Source organism: Labrenzia sp. VG12, assembly GCF_002237595.1.
Classification (GTDB): Bacteria; Pseudomonadota; Alphaproteobacteria; order Rhizobiales; family Stappiaceae; genus Roseibium.
The window spans coordinates 177,915-204,389 of the sequence record NZ_CP022529.1 but is presented as its reverse complement, the minus strand read 5'-3'; the positions used below and the strand labels follow the sequence as shown (position 1 = coordinate 204,389).

Here is a 26,475-nt window from a genome sequence, read left to right as displayed (position 1 = left end):
TCTATCACAGTCCGGTCAACAGACGCTCCCGTGATCCATTTCCCATCCCCTATTCCCTGCGCAAGGCCGGAAGCACCAGGCGGGCCTTCAATCCACCCAGGTCCGATCCGTCAAGCGTGAAACTGCCGCCATAGAGCGCCGCCAGATCGGCCACGATCGACAGGCCCAGCCCGGTACCAGGGACGGTTTCATCAAGGCGGCGGCCGCGTTTCACGGCTTCGGCACGCTGGTCGGGGGTCAGTCCCGGTCCGTCGTCTTCAACAATGATCTCGAACATGTCCCGGTTGGTGGCGGGATCGTCCAGTGCAGCGACCCGAACACGGACCCGGGAGGCAGCCCATTTGCAGGCATTGTCGATGAGATTGCCGCTCATCTCTTCAAGATCCTGGGCTTCGCCTCGAAACCGGATGGAGGTTGCCTGGTGAAACTCCGGCTCGATGCCCTTGTCGCGATAGATCTTGCCCATGGCGCGAATCAGCCGGGCGAGAACCGGCTCGGTGTCGCAGGACACCCCGATGACCCGGCGCTGTGCAGCCATGCGTGCGCGTTCCAGGTGATGCTGGATCTGGGTCGACATGATCGTTGCCTGTTCGGAGACCTTTTCCGCCAGGGGGCCTCCGGAGGCGCGTGCCTCGTTCGAAATCACGGAGAGCGGCGTCTTCAGACCGTGGGCCAGATTGCCGACATGGGTCCTGGCACGTTCGACAATTTCCCTGTTGGAGACAATCAGGGCGTTCAACTCCACAGCCAAGGGTGCGATTTCCCGCGGCAGCGCCTCGTCAATCTTGTCAGCGTCGCCCTGGCGCACGGCCGCAAGCGACGCCTTCAGGCGAAACAGTGGCCGCAGCCCGACCTTGACCTGAAAGAAGATTGCCAGGATCAGGCCGAGACCGACAAGGCACAAGGTCAGGGTAACGAGGCGGGCGAATTCGGAAATGTCTGCCCAGAACCCGGCCGTCGCTGCACCAACCGCAATGACATAGGGCGTTTCCTCGATCGAAATCTTTTGTTGCAGGACACGGATTTCATCTCCGGTCGGCCCGGCAATAAAGCCTGCGCTTTCCTCCGCTTCGCCCATGGCCGGTGTGTTCAACGGATCGCCGACAAGTGAATCGGAGGCATAAAGAATGGCCTGGCTGTCGCCTTCCCGAACCGTCCAGTACCAGCCTGACAGTGGCAAGGAGAAGCGCGGATCACCACGATAGGTAGGTTCCGTGACGGTCGTCTTGGCGACACCCTTTACAAACGTCGTGTCGGTTTCGAGCATCTCCGCAATGAGGGCCTTGATATGCACGTCGAGCTGGGCATCGAACGCCCGCTCGCTCGAGCGCTGATAAAGGCTCACCAGGAACACACCGGCCAGGGCCAGGGCGATGATGGACCAGACCGCGGCCACGACGACCAGACGGGTGGCAAGTGACCGCTGCGGCCGGGCTGCCGTCCGGTTCGCGTCTTCTCCTGTAGGGTCAGTCGTCACTCGCCGCTCCGAGGCGATAGCCGAGGCCGCGAATGGTTTCGATCATGTCGGAGCCGATCTTCTTGCGCAGCCGCCCGACAAACACCTCCACCGTGTTGGAATCACGGTCGAAATCCTGGTCGTACAGATGCTCGGTCAGCTCGGTTCTGGAGATCACCTTGCCCTGGTGGTGCAAGAGGTAGGACAGCAGCCGATACTCATGCGAGGTCAGCTTCACGGAACTGCCGTCAACGGTGACCTTGCCGGCCCGCAAGTCAAGGCGAACCGGCCCGCAAGTGAGTTCGTTGGACGCATGGCCAGCAGCACGCCGGACAAGGGCGCGCACCCGCGCCAGGATCTCTTCCATGTGAAACGGCTTGGCGACATAATCGTCAGCACCGGCATCGATGCCGGCGACCTTGTCCGACCAGCGGTCACGCGCCGTCAGAATGAGAACCGGCATCGTGCGTCCGTCCCGGCGCCAGTTCTCCAGAACCGACAGACCGTCCAGCGTCGGCAGGCCGAGATCGAGGACGACCGCGTCATAGGGTTCGGTATCCCCCAGGAAATGGCCGTCTTCGCCGTCCGTCGCACTGTCGACCACGTAGCCCGCCTCTTCGAGCGCGGTGACAAGCTGGCGGTTCAGGTCGGTATCGTCTTCAACAACAAGGATGCGCATAAGGTCAAACTTTTCAATGAACTGGGCTGAAACCGGAGATCTTCCGACGGATGAGCGGGTACCTGACGTCCTTACAGGTTATCTGCTGGCATTGACTGTGACAGTTGTCACCTTGCTACCATTCTTGACCGAAACCACGTAGACGTAACCGCCTCCCTGCTGGCACAGTTGAGCCTTGAGGACCTCCCCCTTGACGCGGCCGCGCACGGCGCCAAATGTCGCCGCCTTGCCGCTTGCCACAACCTGCTGGGCTTCTCCCTGCGACAGGCATGCAGCCTGGGCGGGCGTGATCAGGGCAAAGATCAATACGAAAAAGGCGACAATCTGTTTCACGATGGTGATTCCGGTTCTGCTCACGAAGTCTTGTGCAAGGTGTATTCAATTCCACCTGAACGCAAGCTGAACCAGCCCTTCGATCTGTCGAAGAAGGTCCCCCATACGGGTCGAAGAATACGGTTTCGGGACAGAACAGGTTTCCCCTGAGCCCAATGACATCTGAACGCTCGCCCGTGTCTTCTACCCCAGCATGATGTCATCGGTCCTGAGATCATCGTAGCGGCCCTTGAAGTGCTCGAACACTTGCAACGTCCGGCGGGCGATCCCCGTCCAGCCGAAGACACGCCGGGCGAAGCGGGCTCCTTCAACGGAAAGCTTCTCACGCAGCCATGAGTATTGCATCGGCATGTTCAGCATGGCAGCGAACTCGTCCGGGCGCTTCGGATCGGCAACCAGGGCATGGCGGCCAAACTCGATCTGCTCGAACAGGCCCCCGTGGATGGTCACGACCGTGGGCGTGCCGCAGGCCATGGCCTCCACGGCCGTCATGCCGAAGGGTTCATAGCGCGATGGCAGCGCAAAGATCCCCGGACCGCGGTAATAGTCTGCCAGATCTTCATCCGCCACATAGCCACGCCAGCTGATCGCGTCCGAGACGCCCTTTTCTGCAGCGACCTGCTTCCACTGCGCCAGAAGCGCCTTGTCACTTTGCGAATTCGCCCCGGCAGCAAGCACCAGCCGCGCATCCGGCTGCAGCTTCAACAGGCTCGGCAGGGCCTCAATGACCAGATCATACCCCTTGTTCTCGGCCGCACGCCCGACAACATAGATGTCCGTCTCGCGAAAATCGTGCTTGCGACGCGCAGAGGCGACATTGTCCGGTGTCGCCGGCGTGAAACGGCCTTCGTCGATGCCCGGCGGGATCATTGTGATGTGATCCCGCGGCATCTGGTAGTGTTCAACGATCAGGTCTGTTTGCTGCTCTGTCGTGGCGATGACGTGATCGCAATTGCGATAGAGCACGAATTCCTTCTGTATCCGCTCCTCGAAGCGATACCCGGCCATTTCCTCGGCCCCCGCCCCGGCCATGTCATGCTGTTTCCACCAGCCCAATGAATGCGGCGTGTGGATATGGGGAACCTGCAGTTCCTCGGCGATCTTCTGGCCCGCAACACCTGCATCCCAGTAGTGGGAGTTGATGACATCATATTCCAGCTTGCGATGGCGGATCATGGCAAGTGCATTGGTCACGAAGTCACCGTACCAGTCATGCATGTCTTCCTTGCGGATGAATGCCTTGCCGCCAAAGGGAATCCGCACCACCCGAAGGTTCTCGTTGATGACATCTTCTGCGGGTTGATCCTCGAACTGCCGGGTCAGCACATCGACCCGATAGCCGAGCCGGGCAAAGCGCTTCGCCAGTTCGAGCACGAAGACAACCTGGCCACCCGTGTCCGGTTTGCCGAGCTCCGGCGACCCCGCCACATAGCCGTGCAGCGAGATCATCAAGAGCGATCCGATGTTCTGTTTGGTCATGCCAGTCAACCTTTCCTGTGAGCGTTGATCTCCGTCTTCCCAGGCAGTCTTGTTTGGCTCGATGTCTCCCGCCCGTTGCCGGCGGGTTTGGTCATCTCTTGGCGAATTAGGGCAGAATGCCGAGTGCAGTCAGCCCTTCTTCAACTCCGGCGGCGTGATGCGCCTTTGCCAGATAGGTCTTGTCTTTCGGCAGACTCGAGAGCAGTTCGCGCCGCGCATTGCCAACCGCAATGGCCTTGCCGGCAGCTTCGAACAGCGCAAGATCATTGCCGGAATCGCCTGCCGCCACCGTCAGTTCAACCGGAATGCCGAGCTGATCAGCCAGATAGCGCATGGCGACGTCCTTGCCAGCGCCCGGTGCCAGAATGTCGAGGTCGCTCCTGCCGGAGTAGATCGACCTGAAGTCGATGCCCGCTCTACGCAGGCTTTCCAGAACACGGTCGACATCGTCTTTTCCCGGGACAGCGAAACTCGCCTTGCCGCCTGTCTGGAAGATATCGTCGTGTGGAGCGTACCCCAGTTCCGTGACGATCCTGCGCACCTCCTTGTCGGGCCAGTCGGCAAACTGTTGCTGCCAGCCTTCCAGATGAGATCCCCCCAGGCGTATTTCGGTTCCTAGACCGGTGATCACCGCATCGGGCTGAAAGCCATCGGGGAAGTCATCCGCGAGCGTCTTATCAACACTGACCGCCGGACGGCTCGAGTTCAGGGCAAGCCGCAACCGGTCCTTCCGGGCTTTCAGGCTCTGCCACAGTCGATCCAGCGCCGCACGGTCACCGGTCAGCGTATCGTCGATGTCGCTGACAAGGAGCCATGGCCCGTCTTCGCTGCCGGGCTCCCTCACCAGCCTTCCGCCTCCGGGTCAGGGGCTCTGCGGGTCGCCGTATAAACTGCTTCCACGGCGTCTTCGGTGACGGGGCGGCTGAGCGTTTCGACATGCAGGTCCTTCAGGCAGACCGCGGCGCTTTCGGTGTAAAACCCGATCCCGCCTTCGGCAAAGCTGTCATCGACCAGCGACAGGACGACATATCCGTCGATGGAAAATTCGAGATACATGCCGTGGGCGACAACCTCGATCTGCCACGGGCCGTGGTCGCTGCCGCGGAAATGGGCCTCCTGGAGCGGCACGTAACGGAAAGCATGTTCGAATTCGGGTGTCGGATTGGCGCCCCAGGCGCGGATCTGGGCAATGCCGTTCACCAGGTCGAGCGACAGGTAATAGCCATCACCCTCGTCGTTCATGCGCAACACCAGTCCGGTCTTGCCAAGGCCCTCGAGCATCAACATGGATCTGAGGCGGAAATCCTCGTGCTGCCCCGGCAGGATGAAAGCCTCGTAGCCGCTCTTGCAGGACAGGTGCAGGCCATCGGGACGGTCGACGGCGTTGGCATGCGGGTTGTCATAGAGATATTTGACCTGGTAGGTCGCCGTGACGATTTCGCGTCCGGTGACCAGAGCGTCAAACCCCGAATTGGACTTCAGCTTCAGGCGCCCTGCCCTGTCTGTTGCCAGTTCCTTCGGTGGCGGCAGAAGTTTCTTGACCACTTCGCGACCGTAGACATGTTCGGTCTTGGAGAAGAAGTTGAACAGCAACAGACGGTCTTCGGCCTGGCAGATGCGGCCGGCATAGTTGCCCGTAGGCAGGATGACATTGTCGAAGAAATTCTGGTAGGGCCCTTCGATCGCTTCGGCATACCAATAATGGATCTTGGTGTCCTCGCGGATCGACCCCATCAGGTAGTAGCGTCCGTCGAGCTGAAACAGGTTCGGCACCTCGACATCGTCGTAAAGACCCGGCCGATACAGCGGCGCTTCGAAGGAAAACACGTCGGGAGCTGTTTCCCGCGCCAGTCCGACACATCCGCGGCGGATGACCGGCCCATCCTTGACCCGCGCGGCACTCAGCAGCAAGCGCTCGCCCGTCTGCGGATCCTGATAAAAGAAAGGGTCCCGGAAACTGACCCACTTCCGGCCTTCGTCAATCGAGCTTTCGTAATGGGGCGCCGGAATCTCAAGCGGATAATGGCCGTGGTTGCAGCGTTCCCACTGATAAAGATCGCTGGATCGCGCCAGGCCAACCCGCTGCACGCGGCCGTATTCCGACCGGGCCAGACCGGTATAGAACATGCGCCAGTCACCCGGCCTGTCGGGATCCGGCGTGACATGCATGGTCCAGAGCATGTCGTCGTCCCACTCACCCGGCTCGCCGACAAAAAGCGCGTTCTTGACCCGGCGCCAGGTCATGCCGTCCGTGCTGACCGCATGGGCTATGAAATCGTGATTGGGCAGCACCAGATGAAACAGATGATAGAGGCCGTCATGGAAAACGACATCGACGTCCCCGATGTCCGACCGCAGGAATCCGTGTGATGCATACATGCCCTCACCCTGCCGAGTTGTCCGTTCAGGTTCAAGGGTCAACCGGAAAAAATTTGCAGTGCAACATGACACTTTCCGGCAGAGGCGGCTTCTGAGTTTGCCAAGCCGGGTAACGGCCCTAAAATCAGGCCATGACGTTCTGTATGCAAATGCAAAGCCCGGAGCGTAGCGCTTCTTTTCTTCTTCGGTCCCTTGCGGCCGGACGGTTGCTTTGCCTTGTGACAGCCCTTCTGTTTCTTCTGCCCAATCCGGCCCGGGCCTGTTCGCTGGCGCTGGTGCTGGCGATGGACGGCTCGGCCAGTGTCGATGCGCGCGAACATGCGCTGCAGCTGAACGGGCTTGCAGACGCATTGCGCGACCCGGATGTCGTTCAGGCAATCGAGGCCGTGGGTGGCATCTGGGTCACAAGCTTCGAGTGGAGTGGCCGTTACCAGCAACTGCAACAGCTCGGCTGGAGCCATCTCACCGATCTGCAAAGTGCTGCGGTCGCGGCGGAGACCATCCGCAGGTCACCGCGCGGTTATACCGAATTTCCAACCGCCATCGGCTATGCGCTCGGACACGCCGCGGTGCAGCTTGGCGCCGCACCGCAGCCCTGTGCCCGCAAAGTCATAGACGTGGCCGGTGACGGCATCAACAATGACGGCTTCGGACCGGCAAGCGCTTACAAGGCCTTTGATTTTGAAGGTGTCACCGTCAACGGTCTGGTGATTGCCGGGCCGGACGCGGCGCCTGTGCGTTACTACCGCGCGAATGTCATCCGGGGCCCGGGTGCCTTTATCGAGACCGCCGCCACCTATCGGGACTATGCCGCTGCCATGAAACGCAAGTTGCTGCGTGAAATCTTCGGCAACGGCTATGCCTCGGTCCGGTAGGTCCGCGAAGTCTTTCAGGCCCGGCGCCGGTCCTGTTGAGCGTTCAGGGCCGTTTCAAACGCGTCTGCCGACATCCCTTCCTCAAGTGCCCTGAGAAACAATTGCTTCTGTGTTTCAGGCGCAAGGCCGCCCACCGGCGGATCCCGATCGAGATTGGTCGGGAAGGAATATCCTTCCGCGCAGGCGGAAAGGGTGGCCAGCAAACTGCTTCTACCCAGATCCCCTTTCGCGACGCGTGCCAGAAGAACCGGATAAAGCGCCTTGCACATGCTCTGCCGATCGACCGTCTCCATGGCACGACCGAAGGCAGAAGAGACCTGAAGCAGGTTGGCCATGCGCTGGATGTCACTGCTGGTATTCGCGCCGGCGGCATGAAACAGGGCCGGGTTGAAAAAGACGGCGTCCCCCTTGGCGAGCGGCAACTGGACACAGCGCTCTTCAAAGAGATCCTTGAAAGCCTCGAGGCGATAAGCGGCATAACCCGGCCGATACATCTGGGAAAACGGCAGCAGCTTGGTTGGACCGCTTTCAACCGGCATGTCGGTATGGGCGACCGCTCCCTGCAGGGTCATGACCGGCGACAGGTCGTGGACATGGGCCGGGTACCGGGCACAGGTCGCTTCGGACTGAAATCCGAGGTGATAGTCCCTGTGAGCCTGCTGAGCCTGACCGCCCGGCCGCACCAGATTGACCTGTGCCGTCATCTGGTAGTTCGGACCCAACCAGGCTTCGCAGACCGTGTCGATGGCGGTGTTGGCAAAATAGTCCGCAAAGACATCCGGGGCGCGAAGACATAGCTTCTGCAGGGAATTCCAGACACGATCATTCGCGCCGGCAGCAGCAAAATGATCGGCACCGCCCGCCGAACCGGCTTTTTCCTCGGCAATGACCTGCTCATAAACGGCGCTTGCCCGATCGATTGGCCCTGTGTCGGCATAGGCACCTTCCAGAACGAGCACACCGGACTTGTCCTTCAGGACCGAGGCCCACTCTGCCATCAATGAACGGCGCCCTTCTACTCCCGCCAAAAGGTCTCCAAGATCTGCGACCTTGTAGACAGGCACGTTTGCAACGATACGTCCGGCTTGCGGCGCGTCCTCGGGCTGCAAACTCCGCGAAATCAGTTTTTCAAAGTCGTCAATGTGGCAGCTGCCAGCATCGAAATAGGCATTTGCACGAACAAGTTGATCCATGGCCGTCCTCCCGGGCTGTGTTGTCTTCAAGGCTAGCAAAAAACGCGTTTGACGCTGACGGTAAAACCCATCAAAAATCCATCAAATGACCCATCGTTTTCCAGTCAAGGAGATCGCTCTCCAGTCGGGATTGAGCACGGCGACCATAGATCGTGTTCTAAACGACCGGCCCAATGTCAGTCCGCAAACGCGGCGGCGGGTGCAGGATGCGATCCGGGAACTGATTGCGCAGGAAGGACAGCTTTCCGCCAGGGGCCGCCGGCTGTTCTTCGACATCGTTGTGGAGGCTCCCAACCGATTCAGCCGGGAAATCCGGAAGGCCACCGAGACCATTTTGCCTGACCTGCATCCGGCAGCCATCCGGCCCCGCTTTGCCTTTGCCGAGACACGGAAAGAAGCGGATCTGAAAAGTCTCTTCAACCGGATTTGCAAGAGAGGCAGCCAGGGCGTCTGTCTCAAGGCCCGCAACACAGATGCCGTCCGTGAAGCCATCACTGCGCTGCGGCAAAAGAACATCCCCGTCGTCACGATCTTTACCGACTGTCCGGGCTCGGAGCGGATCGCCTATGCCGGGCTCGACAATTCAAGTGCGGGCCGGACAGCCGCCTATCTGATGCACAAGCTTCTGGGCACGCGCCCGGGCGCCGTGCTGATCACTCTCAGCCAACACGCCTTTCAGGGCGAAGAGGAACGCTTTCGCGGGTTTCGCGCAGAACTTCAACGGCTGCGCCCCGGTCTCGCAATCCTGGATGCCAGCGGCGGTGGCGGCCTTAATCCGGAGACAAGGGCCGAAGTTTCCCAACAGTTGGAAAACACGCTTGAAATCAGTGGTGTCTATTCCATGGGCGGCGGAAATCTGGCGGTTCTTGGAGCGCTTGATCGGGCAGGTGTAACGCCGGACGTCTATGTCGCGCATGATCTTGATGAAGACAATCTGGAGCTGCTGCAGGACGGCCGGCTGACCTTTGTGCTGCACCATGACCTGAAGGCAGACATGCGCGCAGCCTTTCGCCATCTGCTGGCCTATCACCGGCTCGGAACGGCCCCGGCCTCTTCTTCCAGCGACATTCAGATCATCACCCCTGCGAACCTGCCAAGGAAAACCTGAGCGACCACGCCAATTTCAGGCAACCTTCACGGCCCGCTCCACGAAGCCAAGCAGCGCCTGGAGCATGATGTCCTTGTCCTGGCCCTTCTTTCCGACCGCGTTCAGGCCTGCGCTTTCCACCAGGCTGATCACAAGCTCTGCTTCCGCTTCGCCCAGCGCGTCCGGCAGGCAGCTGCTGACTGCTGCGATCAACCGCATGCGCGACGCCTCGAAGGATACCGCGACGACCGGATTGCGAAACAGTTCCGCGATGATCTCGGCACTCAGGGCGGCATAGGCAGGAGACGAGGTCAGCTGAAAATAGCGTTCGACAAAATCCGAAAGCAGGTCCGGATCCGCCTTGCCAGCCGCTTCGAGCGGGCGCAACAGGGGCTCCAGTTCCTCCGCTTCCACATCCGCGATCGCGACGATGATGTCGCCCTTGCCTTTGAAGTGATTGTAGAGATTGCCAAGACTGATGCCGGCCCTGCCGGCGATGTCTCGCATGCCTGTTTGGTGAAAGCCCTTCTCGATGAAGAGCGCCGCCGCGGTTTCCACGATATGCGCGCGTCTCTCAGCGAGTTTTTCCGAACGGACGGAGTGTTTCAGGTCTTTTTCCGGCATCAATCTCTTTCAGGTTCCGCAACTCGATTGAAGGCCCTCTTTCACGAATACCAACCGACGATTGGCATTGGCGGGGAAGAGAGACCCGTTTCACGAATGGTCATTTCAGGTTCGCCCTGCTCTTGCAATTCAAAAACACTTCCCCAAGTAGAGAGCGAACACTCGTTCACTCAAGTTTAACATGGGTTCGAAGGCCGCGACAGCAAAGCCTTCCATGAGCCCGACCAGTGACGCTTGTGTCGGCGGGCTGCAAGACGTCTCAAGGCGAGGCAGCCTGGAGATCCGCGCTTTCCTGTGCCTTTGGTCAATTTTGTCCGGGAGCTTTCATGAAGATCAGCCTCTTTTTTGCAACGGTGTCCGGCTACATGGCCGCCTTCGGCATGATCGACCGGCCGCAAACACCTCAGCAGCGGGACTATATCGTCGAAGCCGTCAGTCTGCCCGGAGGGGCTGACGGTGTCCTGCTGGACGCCGAACTGACACTTCCAAAAGGCGATGACAAGGTCCCCGCGATCGTTCTGATTACCGGCTCAGGGCCCCAGAACAAGGATGAGGAGCTCGTTGGGCATAAACCTTTCCTGGTTCTCTCCGATCACCTCACGCGCGCGGGATATGGCGTCCTCAGATATGACGACCGCGGCCATGGCAAAAGCACCGGCGACTACGCGGCGGCGACCGCGTCCGATTTTGCCGCCGATGCCGCTGCCGCGCTGGCTTTTCTGCAGTCCCACCCACGGGTGAATGCGGACCGGACGGGGTATCTCGGCCACTCGGAAGGTGGCTACATCGCGCCCTTGGCCCAAATGCACACACCGGCCAGTTTTCAGGTGTTTCTAGCCGGCCCTGCCCTGCCGCTGCTGCCGGATGTCATGACCACCCAGGTCGCCGATATCGCCCGGTCGGAAGGTCTGGACGAAGAGACCATTTTGAAAGAGGTCAATCTCATCAGGGATCTGACGGAAGCGATACGGGCTGCAAAGACACCTGCGGAGCTTCACGCGACTCTGCCGCCGCTACTGAAGGAAGCGGGGGCGAACAAGGCCACAACAAAAGAGAACCTCGCCGCCTGGGCGACCCCATGGGCCATCGAATATGCCGACTACGACCCCCGGCCGTCTTTGAAGTCACTTGATGTGCCGGTTCTGGCCCTGTTTGGAGAACACGATCTCCAGGTGTCGGCATCTCAAAATGCACCGGTTATGCAGGCACTGCTGCAGCATCCAAGTTCGGAAACCCTCATCCTGCCTGGCTTGAACCATCTGTTTCAACCGACAACGACCGGACGCATTTCGGAGTATCTTCAGATCAAAACCACCATCGATCCCTCAGCACTGGAGGCCCTGACCTCCTGGCTTGACGAGGTGACGAATTCCCCTTGAAAAGCGGGACCTTAAAAAACTTGAACCGTACCGACAGGCAACGCATGTCAGATACGGTTCAAATTCCTGCAACAGAGGCTCGCGGCAAGGATGGTCATCTCAATGCAGCGGCCATGTCCGGTGCGAGAGGGTCAGCTACCAAGGCGCTGATACCCGTCTTGCTCCATGGATCTGTAGAAATCCTTGAGGGTCTTTCCCGGCTCGGCCTCGAACCTGTCGCCAAGGTCACGAAGTTCCGAGATCCGGTCCAGCCGGAACATGCGGAAGTCCTGACGCAGCTCGCACCAGGCCACCAGCGTCCAGACCTTGCCCCAGAACCAGAGCCCGAGAGGCCGGATGGAGCGGTGGCTCGGTTCACCCTTGCCGTCGCAATAGGCAATGGAGAGCCGTTTGCGTGCGTCCGAAGCTGTTTCGAGGAAATCGATATGCGCCCGCACCTGCGGTGTCATTTCGGGCGCAAAGGCATGGATTTCGACCTCGTTCTGCCGCACCCGCATCTTGTCGGGCAGAACCGCATCGATCTTGATCATGGCCTCTTCGGCCGCCCTGGCCATGGCCGCACCTCCCCAGGCGCGGATAAGCCTCGCGCCTGCCAGAAGGGCAACAATTTCATCGCGGGTAAACATGAGCGGGGGCAGCTCATAACCATCGCGCATGATATAGCCGACACCGGCGGCACCTTCGATCGGAACCCCTGACGCCTGAAGGTCGGCGACGTCGCGGTAGATGGTGCGTTCGGATACTTCCAGCCATTCGGACAACTGACGTGCCCTGACGAGCCGGCCGCCGCGCAGGTACTGCACGATCTGGAACAAGCGGTCGGCGCGCCTCATGCTGCCAGCTCCTTCAGGAGCTGGCGAGCTGCCCGGTCCCCGTCAGGCCGCGAACAGGCCGATCGAGTTGCCGTCCGGATCGATGCCGTAGGCAAATCGGCCCGCCGGAATGGCGACCGGATCGGAAATGACTTCGCCGCCTGCATTGGCAAATCGTTCCATGGTTGCTTCGAGGCTGTCCGGGCAGGCCAGATGGATGGTCGGCCCGGTTCCCTTTTCTGCCGGCTTTCCAGGGTAAAGATGACCGGCAACTCCACCCTGCTCTTTCGCAGGGAAGATTGCAAATTCGTTTGGTCCCATGTCAGTGACACGTCTAAGCTCCGTTTTGAAAACGTCATTATAAAAGCTGACCGCCCTGTCCAGATCCGAGACCGGAATCTCCATCCAGACGTTGAAGTGATCGGGTGTGAAAGTCATGGAAAGTCTCCCTTCGTGCTGTGATGAGGATCACCTTATCACCCCCCTGCTGACAGCCTTCTGTCAGGAGAAAGACACCTTTTCACTTTCCCCAAGGTCAAGTAATCACAAATAAAGACGGGTCTGATTTCTTTAGGAAAGATCTAGGATCAGGACCTTGTCCTCCCCTTGTCGTCCCTGCCAGATCAGAAACAGGCCGGAAGGAACCAGGGTCTGGCGTTCACAGGAGGCGAGCTTTTCATCGAGATTGCGCAGCGCATCACCGGAAAGTCGGCTTCTTACGACGAAAACCTGCAATTCGACCGAGCCGGGATACAATTTCCGGAGGTTAAGCATCGTTAATGCTACCAATTGACCTGATCTTAATCAGATAGGCGTTAGCTGGTTTTCCGAAAAGCTGGCAGATACATGACACGCCTTGGAAGAACGTTCATAAACCGACCGAAATTGACAGGCGTGCTCGCAGGCCTGGCGACGGTTGCCGTGATGATGGTTATGGCCTGGACGGGTCTGGCATTTGATGCGCAACGGGAGCTGCGCCAGCAGACCGCGGCGCTACTGGACGTCTGGCTCGCCAATATCGACCGCGGCAACCAGCTCTACGCCCATCTGGAAAAGCTGTCCGACGCAGATTGCGGCCCCGCTCATCTGAAGAAGCTCAACACGCTTGTCTTCAAGGACAATCATATCACCAATATCTGGTTTTTCCCCGACGGCGGCACCCGGGTAGCGTGCTCGTCAAGCTTCGGCCGGTTTGACCCGCCTCACGACTTTGGTGCGCCGGAAAAGGCGGTTCTGTTCAAGGACGGACGTGAAACCTGGTACCGCGTTCCTTTCAGCCATGCGGACGGTGTCGACAGGGTCACCCTGATCAAGAAGGGGCGCTACGGCGTGTCCTTTTTCCAGACCGGAAACCTGGCGACCGCCGAAGACGACCTCTTTTACGTCTCCGAGAAGGCCGATCCATATTCCGTGCGCTATCTTGCCAATGGCAATCCCGGGCTGCTGACCCATTATGGCAACAGTTTCGGGCCGGCATTCGGCCATGTCTACGCCCAGGCCTGCGGCCCCGGAGACATCAGGCTTTGCTACCTTACGATGGTTCCCGCCAGCCGGGTCTTGAAGGAAAATGGCCTGCTGCTCGCGATCTTCGCGATCTTCAGTTTCGTCACCGGATATCTCGTTTGCCAAAGAGTGAGCCGCACGATCCGCCTGCACAACAGTCCGACCGGCCGCATTCGGCGCGCGATTCGAAATGGCGGCAAGGGTTTCGAGCCGCATTTCCAGCCGATCGTGACACTCGCAACGATGAAATGTGACGGCTGCGAAGTCCTGGCCCGTTTCGAGGATGCGCAGGGCAAGCTTTTCCCGGACGAATTCATCTCCATAATCCAGGATCAGAACCTGACCTGGGAGTTCACCGAGATCATCATTCAAAAGGCGCTGGAGAACCTTATCCCCCTGCTTGCCGGGAGACCGGGATTCAAGGTCGGTGTCAATTTCTTCCAGGCGGACCTGGATGACGAGCAGATCCAGACCGTGATTCAGTCGCCGGTCTTCCAGACCGCAACCGATGCGCAGATTTCCCTGAACTGCGAAATTCTCGAGACCGGAATCGGAACCGGCACCAGCATTGCCAAATCGCTGGAATATCTGCGCAGCATCGGCTGCCTGATCTCGATTGACGATTTCGGCACCGGGTATTCCAATCTGGCCCAGATCAAGGCGCTGAACCCGGATCTCGTCAAGATCGACAAGATGTTCGTGGATGACCTTGGGTCGACCCTGGAAAGCACGCGCGGCGCCATAATCCATGCGATTCTGGACATCGCGGACGCCCATGGCATGCGGGTCTGCGCGGAAGGCGTTGAAACTTTTGAACAGTTGACCTCATTGCGGAACCGTAAGGTGGACTACGCGCAAGGCTATTATTTCGCCAAGCCGATGCCGATCCGGGATTTCTCGCTTTATCTGCTCGAGCAGAGTCTCAAGGAAAAAATGCCCGCCGAAGGCAGGCTGCCAAAGCTGTCCCCCGTACAGAACACGTGAGATTGCCGCCGCTGGCTGTTCACGCATGCCCCCCTCTGGAATTCACACGAGGGAATACGTCTCCGATTGATCTGTCTCAAGGTGCTTCAAAGCCGTTGGCGGCACTTTGAGGGTCTCAAAAGGAGGCAAGAATGAGCCACGTGCCACACGAACTTCATGAAGAATTCCCGGAAGCCGCAGAAGCTCTGCATCATCTGAAAGTAAATGATGCCCACTTCGCCCGGCTCGCAGATGAGTACCACACGATCAACCGCGAGGTGCACCGGATCGAGACGGATGTCGCGCCGGCATCGGACGAGGTCCTGGAGGACCTGAAAAAGAAGCGACTGCACTTGAAAGATCAGATTGCTGCCCTTCTGGCGGCTGCGGCTAACACCGCGTCCTGAGCCCCTCCTTTTCAGGCCGGTGTTAGAGCCCGCGCCGTCCCCGTCCGACGGCGCGGGCCACCACCTTCACCCCTCCACGACAAAGCCCCTGCCGTCCGAGATGCGCGGTGGAGTCTGATCTGCGGCAGGCGGAAACCTGCTCCGGGCGAAGCCTACAACAACTCGGCCGGCCAAAAAAGAAGGCGCCGAAGCTTTCACGAAAGCCCGGCGCCAGTCTGGGGAGGAACGACCCTCATCGTTCATGAAGAGATGTGGGAACGCCCGTCAATACTTACAAGGCAAGTGTGCGTGAAGCTTGCGTGAGCAAACGCCGCTCGCTGCATGTCTGCCTTGACGCGAATACCGCTCGACTGCTTAGCTCCGCATGCCCATCTTTCCGGAGCCAGTCATGGCATTTGCACGTTCACTTCTGATTCTGCTTCTGTTTCTGCCGTCCTCTGTCCTTGCTGCCGACCATTGTGTGACCGTTCAGTCGAAAAAGGGCTGGCAAACCCTCAACCTGCCCGGCGGCAAGATACGGAAAGTCAGTTTTTCCGGTAATTGGAGCGTGATTACCGGTCTCTACAAACCCGTCGGTCCACGCGGATATTCAGGTCAGGACGCCAAGAAGCTCGGACCTCTCTACGGCTACAAGTTCGATCAGTCCTATGCGTTCGGCGAGATGCTGGTGCGAGACCAGGCAGGCAGGATCGTGCCGTTTGCCGAATTTGCCGCCCTTGCGGTCAATTCAGCCGATCCCGCAGGTGTTTATGCCTTCCGCATCAATGATCAGGATGTGGCACTCTGGGACAATGCCGGCGCCATCAGGGTCTGCGTGTCCATGCGTTGACTGGTCAGCACCCCTCCCTTCCCTCTTCCCATCAGCTTATCGGATCCTCGCCCCATGGCTCTCAAAACTGCCCTCATCACCGGAGCGGCCCGCGGTATCGGGCTGGCAACCAGCAAATTGCTGCTCGGCAAGGGCTGGCAGGTCGCCATGCTGGATCGCGATCGTGACGAACTGACAAAGGCATCTGACGGGTTGGAAGGCGCCATGCCCTTTTTCTGCGATGTTTCAATCGCGTCGGACGTCGACAAGACGGTTCCGGCCATTCTAGAAGCTTTCGGCGGTCTTGACGCGGTGGTGAACAATGCAGGCGTTGCGGAATTCGGCCCGATCGACAAAACGGATTTTGCCATGTGGCGACGGGTCATGGAGACCAACCTGGATGGCGTCTTTCTCGTCTCCCAGGCCGTCACGCCGGCGCTGAAAGCAACTCGGGGCTCCATTGTCAACATCGCTTCCATATCAGGCCTGCGCGCATCAACACTTCGGGTCGCCTATGGAACCTCCAAGGCCGCCGTCATCCAGCTGACCAAACAGCAGGCGGCCGAACTTGGCGAATTCGGCATCCGGGCAAATTGCGTCTGCCCCGGCCCTGTGCGCACCAAACTCGCCATGGCGGTTCACAGCCAGGACATCATCGACGCCTATCACGACGCCATCCCGCTGAACCGGTATGGCAGCGAGATGGAAATCGCCGAGCTCATTGCGTTTCTGTGTTCAGATCAGGCCAGTTATGTCACAGGCCAGATCATCGCGGCCGATGGCGGCTTTGAAAGCACCGGGGTCGGCTTGCCGGCCTTGCGGTCTTAGCGGCAAGACTACTTTCGGAACGCTCCCTCCGGCCGGTATCGGTCCATGACCGTATCCAGAAGGTCGTTTGTGATATCCGGGTTGGCAGCCTGCAGGCACGGCAGAAGGATGGCCTTGTTGGCCCGCTGCTGCGCGCCGGCCGGATATTTCCCCGGCTCCGGATTGACCGGCTTGAAGCAATCGATGAAGACGGTTTCCTCAACGCCCAGATCCGCGGCGATCTTGTCCGTCGGCCGGTTCGGATCATTGTCGGCCAGCGCCGGTGCAGCAAACAGCACAAGTGCAAAAACCAGTAGGTGCCGCATTAACGGTCTCCTTTCGTGAAACAGGGGTTTCATCACGGTAGGCCGACCAGCAGCAGGTGGTGTGACAATCGTCACAAAAACTCTGAATTCGGTATATCTTTCAAGCGCACTCCTTAGCGGTCGCTCTGCAGATGAGCCACCACCTGGCGCTGATGCGGTCTGGTTCGATGTTCGAACAGATAGATCCCCTGCCAGGTCCCCAGCACCGTCCGACCGTTGCTCACAGGGATGGAGAGCGAAACGGGCATCATGGCGGCCTTGATATGGGCGGGCATGTCATCCGGGCCTTCCAGCGTGTGCGTGAGATAGGACATGGACGGATCATCCGCGGGCGGCACCAGACGCTTGAAAAAGGCGTTCAGGTCCTGTTGCACATCCGGATCCGCATTCTCCTGGATCAACAGCGAACAGGAGGTATGACGGACAAAGAGCGTCAGCAGCCCGTCTGCCGCATCGTTTTCTGCCAACCACCCGGCAACGGAGCCCGTGAACTCATAGAGGCCCTGGCCGGATGTGCGCAGGGAAAACGTTGTCTGCATGCGGGAGAACTCTTTTCGGGGGCGGAACTCTGCGGAGCGTGCAGCGTGCCCAATGGCACCCGTCCGGTCAAACTGCTTTTCTGATGTCCGGTTCCACAGGCTGGTTTTGGTGGAACCGGTTACCGGTACTTGGCGTGAATGGCTTCATAGGTGCCATCGCGCCGCATCTCGGCGAGAGCGTCATTGAAAGCCTCAACCAGTTTTTCGACACCCGGATAGGATTTTGAAAAACAGAAATGAAAGCTCTCCTGATCAAGCGGAATGAAGTCGAACTCCTCGGACAGACCGTTCTTCTTGATCAGGTATTCGGTGGTTTCACGGCCGCCATAGAGATAATCGAAACGCCGCGCCAGCAACATGTTCAATCCGTTCAACGTGTTGGGCACTTCGACCGGTTTCGCACCGATGTCCCGCAGGTCACGTAAACTCTCGTATCCCGCCATGGACGCAACCGGTTGGCCGATGACATCGGAGACTTCGCGAATGTCCGGACCGGCGTGCCCCCTGCGCTTGAAGAAGGCATCGGTATAGGTGCTGATCGGGTCGGAAAACAGGATGAAACGCTCGCGCTCCGCATTCCTGGCACAGGTCAGAATGCCCGCAGTGGTGCCGGTTTCAGCTTCATTCAATGCCCGTTTCCAGGGCAGAAAACGGATGGTCGGCACGTAGCCCATGCGCGTAAACGCCTCGACGGCGACCTCATAGTCGAAGCCGCGCAGACCGTTTTCTGCCTGTTGCATCTCATAAGGAGGATAGTTCTCCGTCACGATGTCGATCGGCACCTGCGCGGCACCGGGAGCAATACCCGAACTCATGCCCCACATTCCGATCGCGATCGCAAGTGCTGTTACAGCCTTCATAACCCGCCGTCTAATGGTCAACCCGCCAGCCAGTTAAGGCAAGGTCATGTTAAAAAACCACTCGCCAAGGGTAGAAACCGACAGAGTGCCACAGAAAACACGCCCTATGCGCGCAAGAGACGCGTTGTTCGGCCGAACACCTGTTCAATGGGTTTCACGCACAGAATAGCCAGCGGCTCAAGGTTCGCGCTGTTTCCCTTGAAATCAGGACTTCGGTTGCAATCGCTTCGGTCCGGAACCACCTTTAGGCAATCATTTCCGGACACATCCTTTCCATGACACACACTTCTCCAAAGATCCTGATTGCATCGCTCGGCACACGTGGCGACGTTCAACCTTATGTGGCTCTCGCAAAGGAGCTTGTTGCGCGCGGGGCCGACGTCGTGGTGACCACGGGCGAAGGCTTTGACGACATGATTGCGGCCGCGGGCGCGACATCACGCCCAGTGCCGATCAATTACCAGACCCTCCTCCAGGACAAGGACGTGCAAGCCGCACTTTTCACGTTCAAAGGCAAGATCAGGGCCGCGCGGCAGAATCTCGACCTGCAGAAGCACGTTGCCTGGCGCCTGTGGGAGATCGGGCTTGAGGAACAGCCGGATCTGATCCTGTTCAATCTCAAAGCCACGCTGATGACGCTGGTCGGCCGGCGGCTGAAAGTTCCGGCTCTTCCTACCGCATTGCAACCGGTCACGGCCCCAACAGGCGACTTTCCCCTGCCGTTGTTCGGCCTGCCGGATCTCGGACGCACGCTCAACCGGCTGACTTTCGGTGCCGGACGGTTCCTGATGAAGGCGGGACTTGCTCCCCTGATCAAGCCCGTCAAGGCGGCTGCGGAGGAGGAATATGCCAATCCGGCCCCCCTGATAGACGGCCACATGCCTGATGGCAGCACACCGCTTTCCCTGCAGGGATTTTCCCGCGCCCTTGTTCCGGTTCCTGAGGACTGGCCGCCAGAAGCCTGGACCTGCGGTTACTGGTTCACCGAGCCGGATGAGACCTATCAGCCACCGAAACCACTGGCCCGGTTTCTGGCGGACGGTCCCTCTCCGCTCTATCTCGGCTTCGGGTCCATGCCCAGCAAGGACCCTGAACGGCTGACGGATAACATCCTGGCGTCACTCAGGCTGACCGGGCAGCGGGCCATCCTTGCCAGCGGCTGGGGCGGGCTGACAGCGGGGGAGCTGCCAGACGGCATATCCGAGCGCGTGTTTCTACTTGAAAAGGCGCCGCACAGCTGGCTGTTTCCAAAATGTAGTGCGGTCGTTCATCACGGCGGCGCCGGCACCACACATGAAGCCGCCCGCTGGGGCAAGCCGTCCCTCATCTGTCCGGTCTTCGGTGATCAGCCCTTCTGGGGCCAGCAGATCCACAAGATTGGCGCCGGCCCTGCCCCGATCCGGCAGAAGAAGATAACACCGGACCTGCTCGCAGCAGCCCTCAAATCCCTGGAACAGTCCGACTACCGGGCAGGCGCCGAACGAGCGGCCTCCATCATGACCTCCGAACCTGGAGCGTCAGGAACAGCTGACCGATTGATGTCCCTGGTTTCAAGACAGACGATTGGCTGAAAAGTCTCCATTTCAGTCGAGCTCAAACGCGTCCCTGATCGCCGGGGTCAGAAACTGCATCAGGGCGCGCACGCGTTCCACCTTCCGAAGGTCAGGATGCGTCAGGAGCCAGACCTGATTGGCGGGGACATCGCCCAGCACAAGAACGCGTTGCAAGGATTGCGACGCAACATCGGCGGGCAAAAGCGCCAGTCCCAGTCCCTGCGATGCAAATGCTGCCATGGTCATAAGGTCATCGCAGCGACAAACCACCCCGGTTCGGTACTCCCGATCAATCATGGCAAAGCCGTCGCGCCTTGCCAGAGACCCCGTTGCACCGATCAGGTCGTGCTGACCGAGATCGGCCAGGTGCAGGGGGCGCCCGTTGCGTTCCAGGTAGTCTGCGCTGGCATAAAACCCCCATGGTATATCGGCCAGTTTCCGGCCGATCAGATGATCTGGCGGTGAATTGGTGACGCGCAGGGCGATCTCCGCCGCCCGCTGGCTCATGTTGAGTTCCTCGTTGGAGGTCAACAATTCCACCGAGATGTCTGGATAGTCCTTTCGGAACCCTTCCAGGAGACCGGGCAGGTAGCGGCAGGAAAAGCTTGCAGGCGCAGTCAGGCGGATACGGCCTTTCAACTGGCTGTCCACCCCCGACCCGCTGCGTTCGATGTCCTCAAAGGCCGCTGCGACGGTTTGTGCGTGCCCGAGGATCTCCGCCCCGCCTCCGTCAGGCTGTAGCGTCCTTGCACCTTGTCGAACAAGCGCGCGCCAAGGTCGGCTTCAAGGGCCTTCATGTGACGAAAGGCGGTTGCGTGACTGATACCCAGCCGTTCGGCGGCCCGGGCCAGGCTGCCGGTTTCCGAAACGGCGTGGAAGGTGCGCAGATAATTCCAATCCATGGATTTTCACTTATGCAAATTACCGCGCCAGTTTTGACTATTCTTTTCAATCCTGCAAGTCGCTAGATCCCTGTTGCCGGCACCACACTGCAACCAGCCAGGAACTGAACATGATCGGATACACCTCACTTGGAACCAACGACCTCAAGGCGTCCGCCGCATTTTACGACGCGCTTCTGAAAGGACTGAACGCCCGCAGAATCATGGAATTTGACGACTTCATCGTCTGGGGCACCGATGATCAGTCGCCCGCCTTTTCCGTGCATCTTCCCTTTGACGGGTTGCCGGCAACGGTCGGCAATGGCGTCATGGTCGCCCTGTCGGCCCGCGACAGGGCCCAGGTGGACTCAGTTTACCAGAAGGCGATGTCCCTCGGCGCAACAGACGAGGGCAAGCCGGGACAGCGGGCGGAGAACGGCTTTTACGCCGCCTATTTCCGCGATCCGGACGGCAACAAGCTAAATGTGCATCACATGGGCTGACCCCTCAGGGCGCTCGGCAGGGTGATCGGTGATACCGATCACCCTTTTCTTTTCGGCGCAGGCCTGACACAAATTGGTATCAGCCAGTGATGGAGGCCCGGCCCTTGTTTCCTGCCCGCTATACCGTTTTTGTGCTTTGCCTTGCACTTACCTTCCTGTTTTTCGTGTTGATGTTCGCCGTGAACATCCATTTTTTCTGGCCGTTTCTGGTCTTTGCCGTGTTGTCGGTCATCGGCTATATCGATACGCACCAGACGCGTCACGCGGTTCTGCGCAATTACCCGGTTGCCGGACATTTCCGCTTCCTGTTTGAGGCGATCCGGCCGGAATTGCGCCAGTATTTCTTCGAGAGCAACCAGGATGGGCGCCCGTTTTCCCGCGAGCGCCGCTCGATGGTCTACGACCGCGCGAAGAACATCGAGGACGTGCTGCCCTTCGGCACCGAGCTCGACGTTTACGACGGCTCCTATGGCTGGGTGAACCACTCCATCTGCCCGAGGCCGCATACCGATGGCGACATGCGCGTGACGATCGGCGGGCCGGATTGCAAGCTGCCCTATTCGGCATCGCTCTACAACATCTCCGCCATGAGTTTCGGCTCCCTGTCCGGAAACGCGATTTTGGCACTCAACAAGGGCGCAAAGGTGGGCGGCTTCTATCACGACACGGGAGAAGGCAGCGTCTCGCGCTATCACAGGGAAGGCGGCGGCGATCTCGTCTGGGAACTGGGCAGCGGCTATTTCGGCTGCCGGGCCGAGGACGGCACATTCGACGCGGAGAAGTTTCAGAAACAGGCAGCAGATCCCCAGATCAAGATGATCGAAATCAAGATGAGCCAGGGCGCCAAACCCGGCCATGGTGGTGTGCTGCCAGGACCGAAAGTGACGGAGGAAATCGCCGAGGCCCGCGGCATCCCGATCGGCAAGGACTGCATCTCTCCGTCGTCTCACTCCGCCTTTTCCACCCCACTGGAACTGCTCGACTTCATTGCCGAACTGCGCAGGCTTTCCGGCGGCAAGCCGGTCGGTTTCAAGCTCTGCATCGGCCACCGCTGGGAGTTCATGGCCATCGTCAAGGCCATGCTGAAGACAGGCATCAAGCCGGATTTCATCGTCGTCGACGGCGCGGAGGGCGGCACCGGGGCAGCCCCGGTCGAGTTCGCAAATCGCCTCGGAACGCCGCTGCGCCAGGGCCTGACCTTCGTGCACAATTGCCTGGTCGGCACGGGCCTGCGTGACGACATCCGGATCGGTGCCAGCGGCAAGCTGATCAGCGCCTTTGATATTGCCGGCGTCATGGCGCTCGGCGCCGACTGGGTCAATTCCGCCCGCGGCTTCATGTTCGCCGTCGGCTGTATCCAGTCGCAGAGCTGCCACACCAACAAGTGCCCGACCGGCGTTGCAACCCAGGACCCGCTGCGCCAGAAGGCACTGGATGTTCCGGACAAGTCCCAGCGTGTCGCCAACTTCCACCGCAACACTATCAAGGCGCTGAAAGACTTCACGGCCGCAGCCGGCTTCGAACATCCGAAAGATTTCAAGCCGGAACACTTTTATCTGCGCGAGGGCTTGCGAGAGATCCTGCCGGCCAGCGCAGCCCTGCCCTGGCTCAAGAAAAACGCCCTCCTGAGCGATGACCATGACATACCGGGCTATTCCACCTATTGGGCGATGGCGGAAGCGGAAAGCTTCCAGGCGTCCAAATCCGTCGAAGCGGCCAGGGCCTTACAGCATCACAAGGGGCATCACTAGGGGCATCACTGGGCCCCGCTTTGCCCGGTATGGCAGTTGAGGCAGCTCAACTGCCGATGGCGACGTCCTCAAACACGATCGTCTGCCCGTCGATGTTGAACTGCATCGACTTGTAACCGGCATTCGTCGGCAGTGGATCGAAGAGATGGAAGCGCACCACCTGCGGCCTTCCTTTCTTGAGGTAAGCTCTCGTGTGGTAGTGATGTACCTCGTCGCTCGCCAGGAGCGAAAAAGAGGTAAATCTCCTGACTGTGTTGCGTTGGGACCGCACGAAGGTCTTGTCTTTCGAAATGACCACCTGCCGCGCGGAAGGGCCCAGATTGGTCAGCCTCAGGTCACAAAACACCTTCTTCTTTCGAGCCGTGCAATGCTGTAGATCCACAGTGATGGCACCGGTTGTCATTTTGTGACGGACGGGCCCGGCTGCGCTTCGTTTAGCCGAGGCAGATGTCTGCACGGTTTGCCGATCTGCCGTCTCGGGTTCGCCGATTTTCAGATCCTTAAAAGCGAACGTTCTGCCGTCGATGTTGAATTGAACGGTCTTGAAGACGGCAACGTCGGCGGAAACGCCATAGAACTGAAATTGAACCGGCAGAGGCATGTTGCTGCTGAAAAAAGCCGTTGATCTGAAACGTTTCCTGTCACCAAGCACACCGATCTGAAATGAAGAAACACGATAGGTCGCCTGGTCATGGCCGGAAGCGAAACTATCCTTGTTGTGGATCACGATTTTCCGATTGTCATCACTCTGTGTCGAGACGACGAGATCGCAGAAAACGATCTGCTTGTCCCTCCAGCATTTTTCAATGTCTACCTCGGTGTGGCTCGCCTTCCGGGCCTGAGCACCTTGCATCTGTGTCGCCTTGCGGTCCGACCCGCCTTCGTCTTTTGGGGTTGAGCCGATCACCTTTCCATCCGGCCGGACACGGAGCGTGTCCACCTTTTTGGGCGTCACACCGGACAAATTGGAAAAAGGGGCCTTTTGCGTGGCCTTTGCGGCTTCGGGCTCCTCATCAGACCGTTGCTGAGGATCAGGCGGAGACCATTTTTCGGTATGAGCCGGCGCCGGTGGGATCGAACGTTCCAGGCGGCTTTCAAGTGCGGAGATCCGCTCGGTAAGCACAGCGTTTTGTTCGCCGAGATCACTCACTCTCAGATAGAAGAAATAGAACAGAAGACCGAACAGGACAAAGACCAGAAGGACAAGGAGGACCGCGATTTCCGTCAATCCCTTGTCCTTTGTTCCCCCGCCACTCCAATTGTTGTCATAGCTCATTCTTGATTTCACTGTTCTGCCAGGAATGTGTCATGAAATATCGGTGCCGAGGCTGTTCATCGGCAAGACCGGCCCGGCGCAAGCCGGGCCGGAACGTTACGTGTTCCCCACCCGTCAATCCGCAGCGAAGTTCTCGCCGGGATCTGCGTTGGGCGCTTTGACCGGAACAGCCGCTCTGGGAGTAGGAGCAACAACTTCCTCCGCGGCCGGAGCTTCCTCGTCCGATACGGAGGGCGCGTTTCCAAGCCCGGCCGTCAGACCCGACAGGCCCGAGCCGTCCAGACCGACTTCCTTCATCATCGCGTCCAGGAGCGGAGCCTGGGAGCGGTATTTCAGGGCCGAAGAGACCATCTGGTCGGCGAGATTGCCGCCGGATCCGTTGGTCGGTGCGCCGTTGGAAGCGCCAGCCGCACCACCGGTCATGCCATCGACCTGGATGATCTTGATGCCGTCGATCTGCTCCATCGGCTTGACGCTTTCGGCAATGATCTCAGGCAGCTGCTCCAGAAGCTTGATACGCACCTGCATGGCGATCTGATCCGCGGACAGCAGATTGGCTGCCTCGTTGATCGCACGCTGACCGGCCGCTTCCACTTCGTAGACAGCCTGCTGAGCCGCCGCCCGCAGCTTGTCGGCTTCAGAAGCACCTTCCGCCTCGATACGCAGCTTGGAGGCCTCGGCCTCGGCTGCAGTGCGAACCGCTTCGGCCTGATCGACGGCAGCCTGTTTCTGGGCTTCCGCACCGACCGTAATCGCGACAGCTTCCATTTCCGCTGCCTTGCGCGCCTCGATCAGCTCGATCTGCTTGTCACGCTCGGCGACTTCCGTGTCACGGGCCGTGACGACCTGCTCGGCAGCACGGGCGGCAATGGCGCGGGCTTCATCCGCTTCCGCCTCGGCCTCGGACTTTTCGCGGGATTTGGCAGCAACAGCGATGTCACGGTCCTGCTCGGCCAGCTCGATCAGCTTCAGCTTCTCGACATTGGCCGCCTCGACGCTGCGCTCCTTGGCGATCTCGCGCTCCCGCACCTGCTGGTCCATGGCGATCTGACGCTCGGTAACGGCCTGGTCGGACTCAATGCCCGCATGACGCACTTTCTGGTGGGCCATGATCTTGGCTTCTTCCGCCTCACGCTCGCGCTCAGCCTGCTGCTTTGCAATGAGCGAGGTCTGTTCGGCCCGGCGAATTTCCACCTCGCGCTGCTGTTCCAGCTTGGCGAATTCTTCGTCCCGGCTGATCTGCAGACTTTCCTGCTGCGCTTCGAGGTTTTTTCGACGGATCAGGACCTCCGTCTCCTGCTCGATGTCGTTGCGCTTCTTGCGACGCTCCTCGATCGCCTGGGTCAATTTGGTCAGACCTTCGGCATCAAAGGCATTTTCCGGATTGAAATACTCGCGGTTGGTCTGATCGAGTCCGGTCAGTGAAACGGATTCCAGTTCCAGACCGTTCTTCAGAATGTCTTCGGAGACGGCCGCCTGCACCTTCTGCACGAAGTTTACACGCTGCTCGTGCAGCTCCTCCATCGCCATTTCAGCGGCCACGGCCCTGAGCGCATCGACGAACTTGCCTTCCACCAGCTCCCGCAGGGCTTCCGGTTTCATGGTGCGCTGACCGAGGGTTTGCGCCGCATTGGCGATCGACTCGATGGTCGGCTGTACGCGGACATAGAACTCGGCCAGGACATCAACGCGCATGCGGTCCTTGGTGATGAGCGCCTGCTCGTTGGAACGGCGGACCTCCAGGCGCAACGTGTTCATGTTGACCGGGATGATGTCATGCAGCACCGGCAAGACCAGCGTGCCGCCATTCATGACAACCCGCTGACCGCCGAAACCGGTCCGCACAAACGAGACTTCCTTGGATGACCGGCGATACAGCCGGGAAATGATCAAACCTATGGCGAGAAGGGCGATAAAGCCCACGCCGACGAGTATGACTATGCCAACAATCTGGTCCATAACCATGCACTCCTTACTGCTTGTTTTTGTAAAGTTCTGGTGT

Annotated in this window: 27 protein-coding genes; 10 read left to right on the top strand and 17 right to left on the bottom strand. The window is 59.4% G+C overall.

All coding sequences use genetic code 11. The features are described from left to right. Positions 1 to 49: 49 nt before the first annotated feature. The 6 genes from CHH27_RS00905 to CHH27_RS00880 all read right to left on the bottom strand — a co-directional run bounded on the left by CHH27_RS00905 (position 50) and on the right by CHH27_RS00880 (position 6,326). On the bottom strand, positions 50 to 1,477 hold the full coding sequence (locus CHH27_RS00905) for an ATP-binding protein (RefSeq protein ID WP_094069900.1): 1,428 nt from the start codon (positions 1,475 to 1,477) through the stop codon (positions 50 to 52). Next, on the bottom strand, positions 1,467 to 2,135 hold the full coding sequence (locus tag CHH27_RS00900) for a response regulator transcription factor (protein WP_094069899.1): 669 nt from the start codon (positions 2,133 to 2,135) through the stop codon (positions 1,467 to 1,469). Before CHH27_RS00900 ends, CHH27_RS00905 begins: the two co-directional genes overlap by 11 nt. 78 nt (positions 2,136 to 2,213) lie before the next feature. Then, positions 2,214 to 2,492 (bottom strand): PepSY domain-containing protein, encoded by a 279-nt coding sequence (locus CHH27_RS00895; protein ID WP_208988412.1) that lies wholly within the window; start codon positions 2,490 to 2,492, stop codon positions 2,214 to 2,216. Between the two features lie 159 nt (positions 2,493 to 2,651). After that, on the bottom strand, positions 2,652 to 3,947 hold the full coding sequence (locus CHH27_RS00890; RefSeq protein WP_094069898.1) for a glycosyltransferase: 1,296 nt from the start codon (positions 3,945 to 3,947) through the stop codon (positions 2,652 to 2,654). 106 nt (positions 3,948 to 4,053) lie between these two features. After that, positions 4,054 to 4,791 (bottom strand): HAD-IIB family hydrolase, encoded by a 738-nt coding sequence (locus tag CHH27_RS00885; RefSeq protein ID WP_208988411.1) that lies wholly within the window; start codon positions 4,789 to 4,791, stop codon positions 4,054 to 4,056. Continuing rightward, positions 4,788 to 6,326 (bottom strand): glycosyl hydrolase, encoded by a 1,539-nt coding sequence (locus CHH27_RS00880; protein ID WP_094069896.1) that lies wholly within the window; start codon positions 6,324 to 6,326, stop codon positions 4,788 to 4,790. The genes CHH27_RS00885 and CHH27_RS00880 overlap by 4 nt, the downstream gene beginning before the upstream one ends. 218 nt (positions 6,327 to 6,544) lie before the next feature. Here CHH27_RS00880 and CHH27_RS00875 point away from each other — a divergent pair, with 218 nt between their 5' ends. After that, positions 6,545 to 7,201: a DUF1194 domain-containing protein gene (locus CHH27_RS00875; RefSeq protein ID WP_247646174.1), complete on the top strand. Its 657-nt coding sequence runs from the start codon at positions 6,545 to 6,547 to the stop codon at positions 7,199 to 7,201. A 14-nt stretch (positions 7,202 to 7,215) separates the two neighbouring features. On the opposite strand, the gene CHH27_RS00870 is transcribed toward CHH27_RS00875, so the two are convergent. Beyond that, positions 7,216 to 8,394, bottom strand: a complete 1,179-nt coding sequence (locus CHH27_RS00870; protein WP_094069895.1) for a phytanoyl-CoA dioxygenase family protein — start codon at positions 8,392 to 8,394, stop codon at positions 7,216 to 7,218. An 85-nt stretch (positions 8,395 to 8,479) separates the two neighbouring features. Here CHH27_RS00870 and CHH27_RS00865 point away from each other — a divergent pair, with 85 nt between their 5' ends. Continuing rightward, positions 8,480 to 9,502: a LacI family DNA-binding transcriptional regulator gene (locus CHH27_RS00865; protein ID WP_094069894.1), complete on the top strand. Its 1,023-nt coding sequence runs from the start codon at positions 8,480 to 8,482 to the stop codon at positions 9,500 to 9,502. 15 nt (positions 9,503 to 9,517) lie between these two features. On the opposite strand, the gene CHH27_RS00860 is transcribed toward CHH27_RS00865, so the two are convergent. Further along, positions 9,518 to 10,105: a TetR/AcrR family transcriptional regulator gene (locus CHH27_RS00860; protein ID WP_094069893.1), complete on the bottom strand. Its 588-nt coding sequence runs from the start codon at positions 10,103 to 10,105 to the stop codon at positions 9,518 to 9,520. Between the two features lie 326 nt (positions 10,106 to 10,431). Here CHH27_RS00860 and CHH27_RS00855 point away from each other — a divergent pair, with 326 nt between their 5' ends. Beyond that, on the top strand, positions 10,432 to 11,484 hold the full coding sequence (locus CHH27_RS00855) for a S9 family peptidase (protein WP_094069892.1): 1,053 nt from the start codon (positions 10,432 to 10,434) through the stop codon (positions 11,482 to 11,484). A gap of 131 nt (positions 11,485 to 11,615) precedes the next feature. On the opposite strand, the gene CHH27_RS00850 is transcribed toward CHH27_RS00855, so the two are convergent. Together CHH27_RS00850 and CHH27_RS00845 are read right to left on the bottom strand one after the other, a co-directional pair. Then, positions 11,616 to 12,317: a YafY family protein gene (locus CHH27_RS00850; RefSeq protein WP_094069891.1), complete on the bottom strand. Its 702-nt coding sequence runs from the start codon at positions 12,315 to 12,317 to the stop codon at positions 11,616 to 11,618. Between the two features lie 42 nt (positions 12,318 to 12,359). After that, on the bottom strand, positions 12,360 to 12,734 hold the full coding sequence (locus CHH27_RS00845; RefSeq protein WP_094069890.1) for a VOC family protein: 375 nt from the start codon (positions 12,732 to 12,734) through the stop codon (positions 12,360 to 12,362). Positions 12,735 to 13,142: 408 nt separating this feature from the next. Here CHH27_RS00845 and CHH27_RS00835 point away from each other — a divergent pair, with 408 nt between their 5' ends. The 4 genes from CHH27_RS00835 (at position 13,143) to CHH27_RS00820 (ending at position 16,805) form a co-directional block, all read left to right on the top strand. Continuing rightward, complete coding sequence (locus CHH27_RS00835; RefSeq protein WP_094069888.1) at positions 13,143 to 14,783, top strand: EAL domain-containing protein; 1,641 nt, start codon at positions 13,143 to 13,145, stop codon at positions 14,781 to 14,783. 131 nt (positions 14,784 to 14,914) lie between these two features. Beyond that, a complete protein-coding gene (locus tag CHH27_RS00830) occupies positions 14,915 to 15,169 on the top strand; it encodes a YdcH family protein (RefSeq protein ID WP_094069887.1) in 255 nt (84 codons plus the stop codon). A gap of 388 nt (positions 15,170 to 15,557) precedes the next feature. After that, on the top strand, positions 15,558 to 15,998 hold the full coding sequence (locus CHH27_RS00825; RefSeq protein ID WP_157738636.1) for a hypothetical protein: 441 nt from the start codon (positions 15,558 to 15,560) through the stop codon (positions 15,996 to 15,998). Positions 15,999 to 16,052: 54 nt separating this feature from the next. Then, entirely contained in the window at positions 16,053 to 16,805 is a 753-nt protein-coding gene (locus CHH27_RS00820; RefSeq protein ID WP_094069885.1) for an SDR family NAD(P)-dependent oxidoreductase, read from the top strand. A gap of 8 nt (positions 16,806 to 16,813) precedes the next feature. Here CHH27_RS00820 and CHH27_RS00815 read toward each other — a convergent pair whose 3' ends face one another. From CHH27_RS00815 to CHH27_RS00805, 3 genes are all read right to left on the bottom strand, one after another. Next, positions 16,814 to 17,110, bottom strand: coding sequence for a hypothetical protein (locus CHH27_RS00815; protein ID WP_094069884.1), 297 nt, complete (start codon positions 17,108 to 17,110; stop codon positions 16,814 to 16,816). A gap of 113 nt (positions 17,111 to 17,223) precedes the next feature. Continuing rightward, positions 17,224 to 17,649, bottom strand: coding sequence for a secondary thiamine-phosphate synthase enzyme YjbQ (locus tag CHH27_RS00810; RefSeq protein WP_094069883.1), 426 nt, complete (start codon positions 17,647 to 17,649; stop codon positions 17,224 to 17,226). Positions 17,650 to 17,768: 119 nt separating this feature from the next. Continuing rightward, on the bottom strand, positions 17,769 to 18,509 hold the full coding sequence (locus CHH27_RS00805; protein WP_094069882.1) for an ABC transporter substrate-binding protein: 741 nt from the start codon (positions 18,507 to 18,509) through the stop codon (positions 17,769 to 17,771). 275 nt (positions 18,510 to 18,784) lie between these two features. Here CHH27_RS00805 and CHH27_RS00800 point away from each other — a divergent pair, with 275 nt between their 5' ends. Then, complete coding sequence (locus CHH27_RS00800; protein ID WP_094069881.1) at positions 18,785 to 20,080, top strand: glycosyltransferase; 1,296 nt, start codon at positions 18,785 to 18,787, stop codon at positions 20,078 to 20,080. A gap of 12 nt (positions 20,081 to 20,092) precedes the next feature. Here the strand turns inward: CHH27_RS00800 and CHH27_RS00795 are convergent, their stop codons facing one another. After that, a complete protein-coding gene (locus CHH27_RS00795) occupies positions 20,093 to 20,701 on the bottom strand; it encodes a substrate binding domain-containing protein (RefSeq protein WP_157738635.1) in 609 nt (202 codons plus the stop codon). Beyond that, the gene (locus CHH27_RS00790) at positions 20,698 to 20,964 is read right to left on the bottom strand and encodes a LysR family transcriptional regulator (RefSeq protein WP_094069879.1); all 267 of its coding nucleotides are present in this window, start codon (positions 20,962 to 20,964) and stop codon (positions 20,698 to 20,700) included. Before CHH27_RS00790 ends, CHH27_RS00795 begins: the two co-directional genes overlap by 4 nt. A gap of 110 nt (positions 20,965 to 21,074) precedes the next feature. Here CHH27_RS00790 and CHH27_RS00785 point away from each other — a divergent pair, with 110 nt between their 5' ends. Continuing rightward, the gene (locus CHH27_RS00785) at positions 21,075 to 21,446 is read left to right on the top strand and encodes a VOC family protein (protein WP_094069878.1); all 372 of its coding nucleotides are present in this window, start codon (positions 21,075 to 21,077) and stop codon (positions 21,444 to 21,446) included. 89 nt (positions 21,447 to 21,535) lie between these two features. Continuing rightward, entirely contained in the window at positions 21,536 to 23,197 is a 1,662-nt protein-coding gene (locus CHH27_RS00780; protein WP_094069877.1) for an FMN-binding glutamate synthase family protein, read from the top strand. Between the two features lie 46 nt (positions 23,198 to 23,243). On the opposite strand, the gene CHH27_RS27505 is transcribed toward CHH27_RS00780, so the two are convergent. Both CHH27_RS27505 and CHH27_RS00770 read right to left on the bottom strand, forming a co-directional pair. Next, positions 23,244 to 24,104 carry a hypothetical protein gene (locus CHH27_RS27505; protein ID WP_198338323.1) on the bottom strand — a complete coding sequence of 287 codons (861 nt, stop codon included), beginning with the start codon at positions 24,102 to 24,104 and terminating at the stop codon, positions 23,244 to 23,246. A 483-nt stretch (positions 24,105 to 24,587) separates the two neighbouring features. Continuing rightward, entirely contained in the window at positions 24,588 to 26,432 is a 1,845-nt protein-coding gene (locus tag CHH27_RS00770; RefSeq protein WP_094069875.1) for a flotillin family protein, read from the bottom strand. Positions 26,433 to 26,475 lie beyond the last annotated feature (43 nt).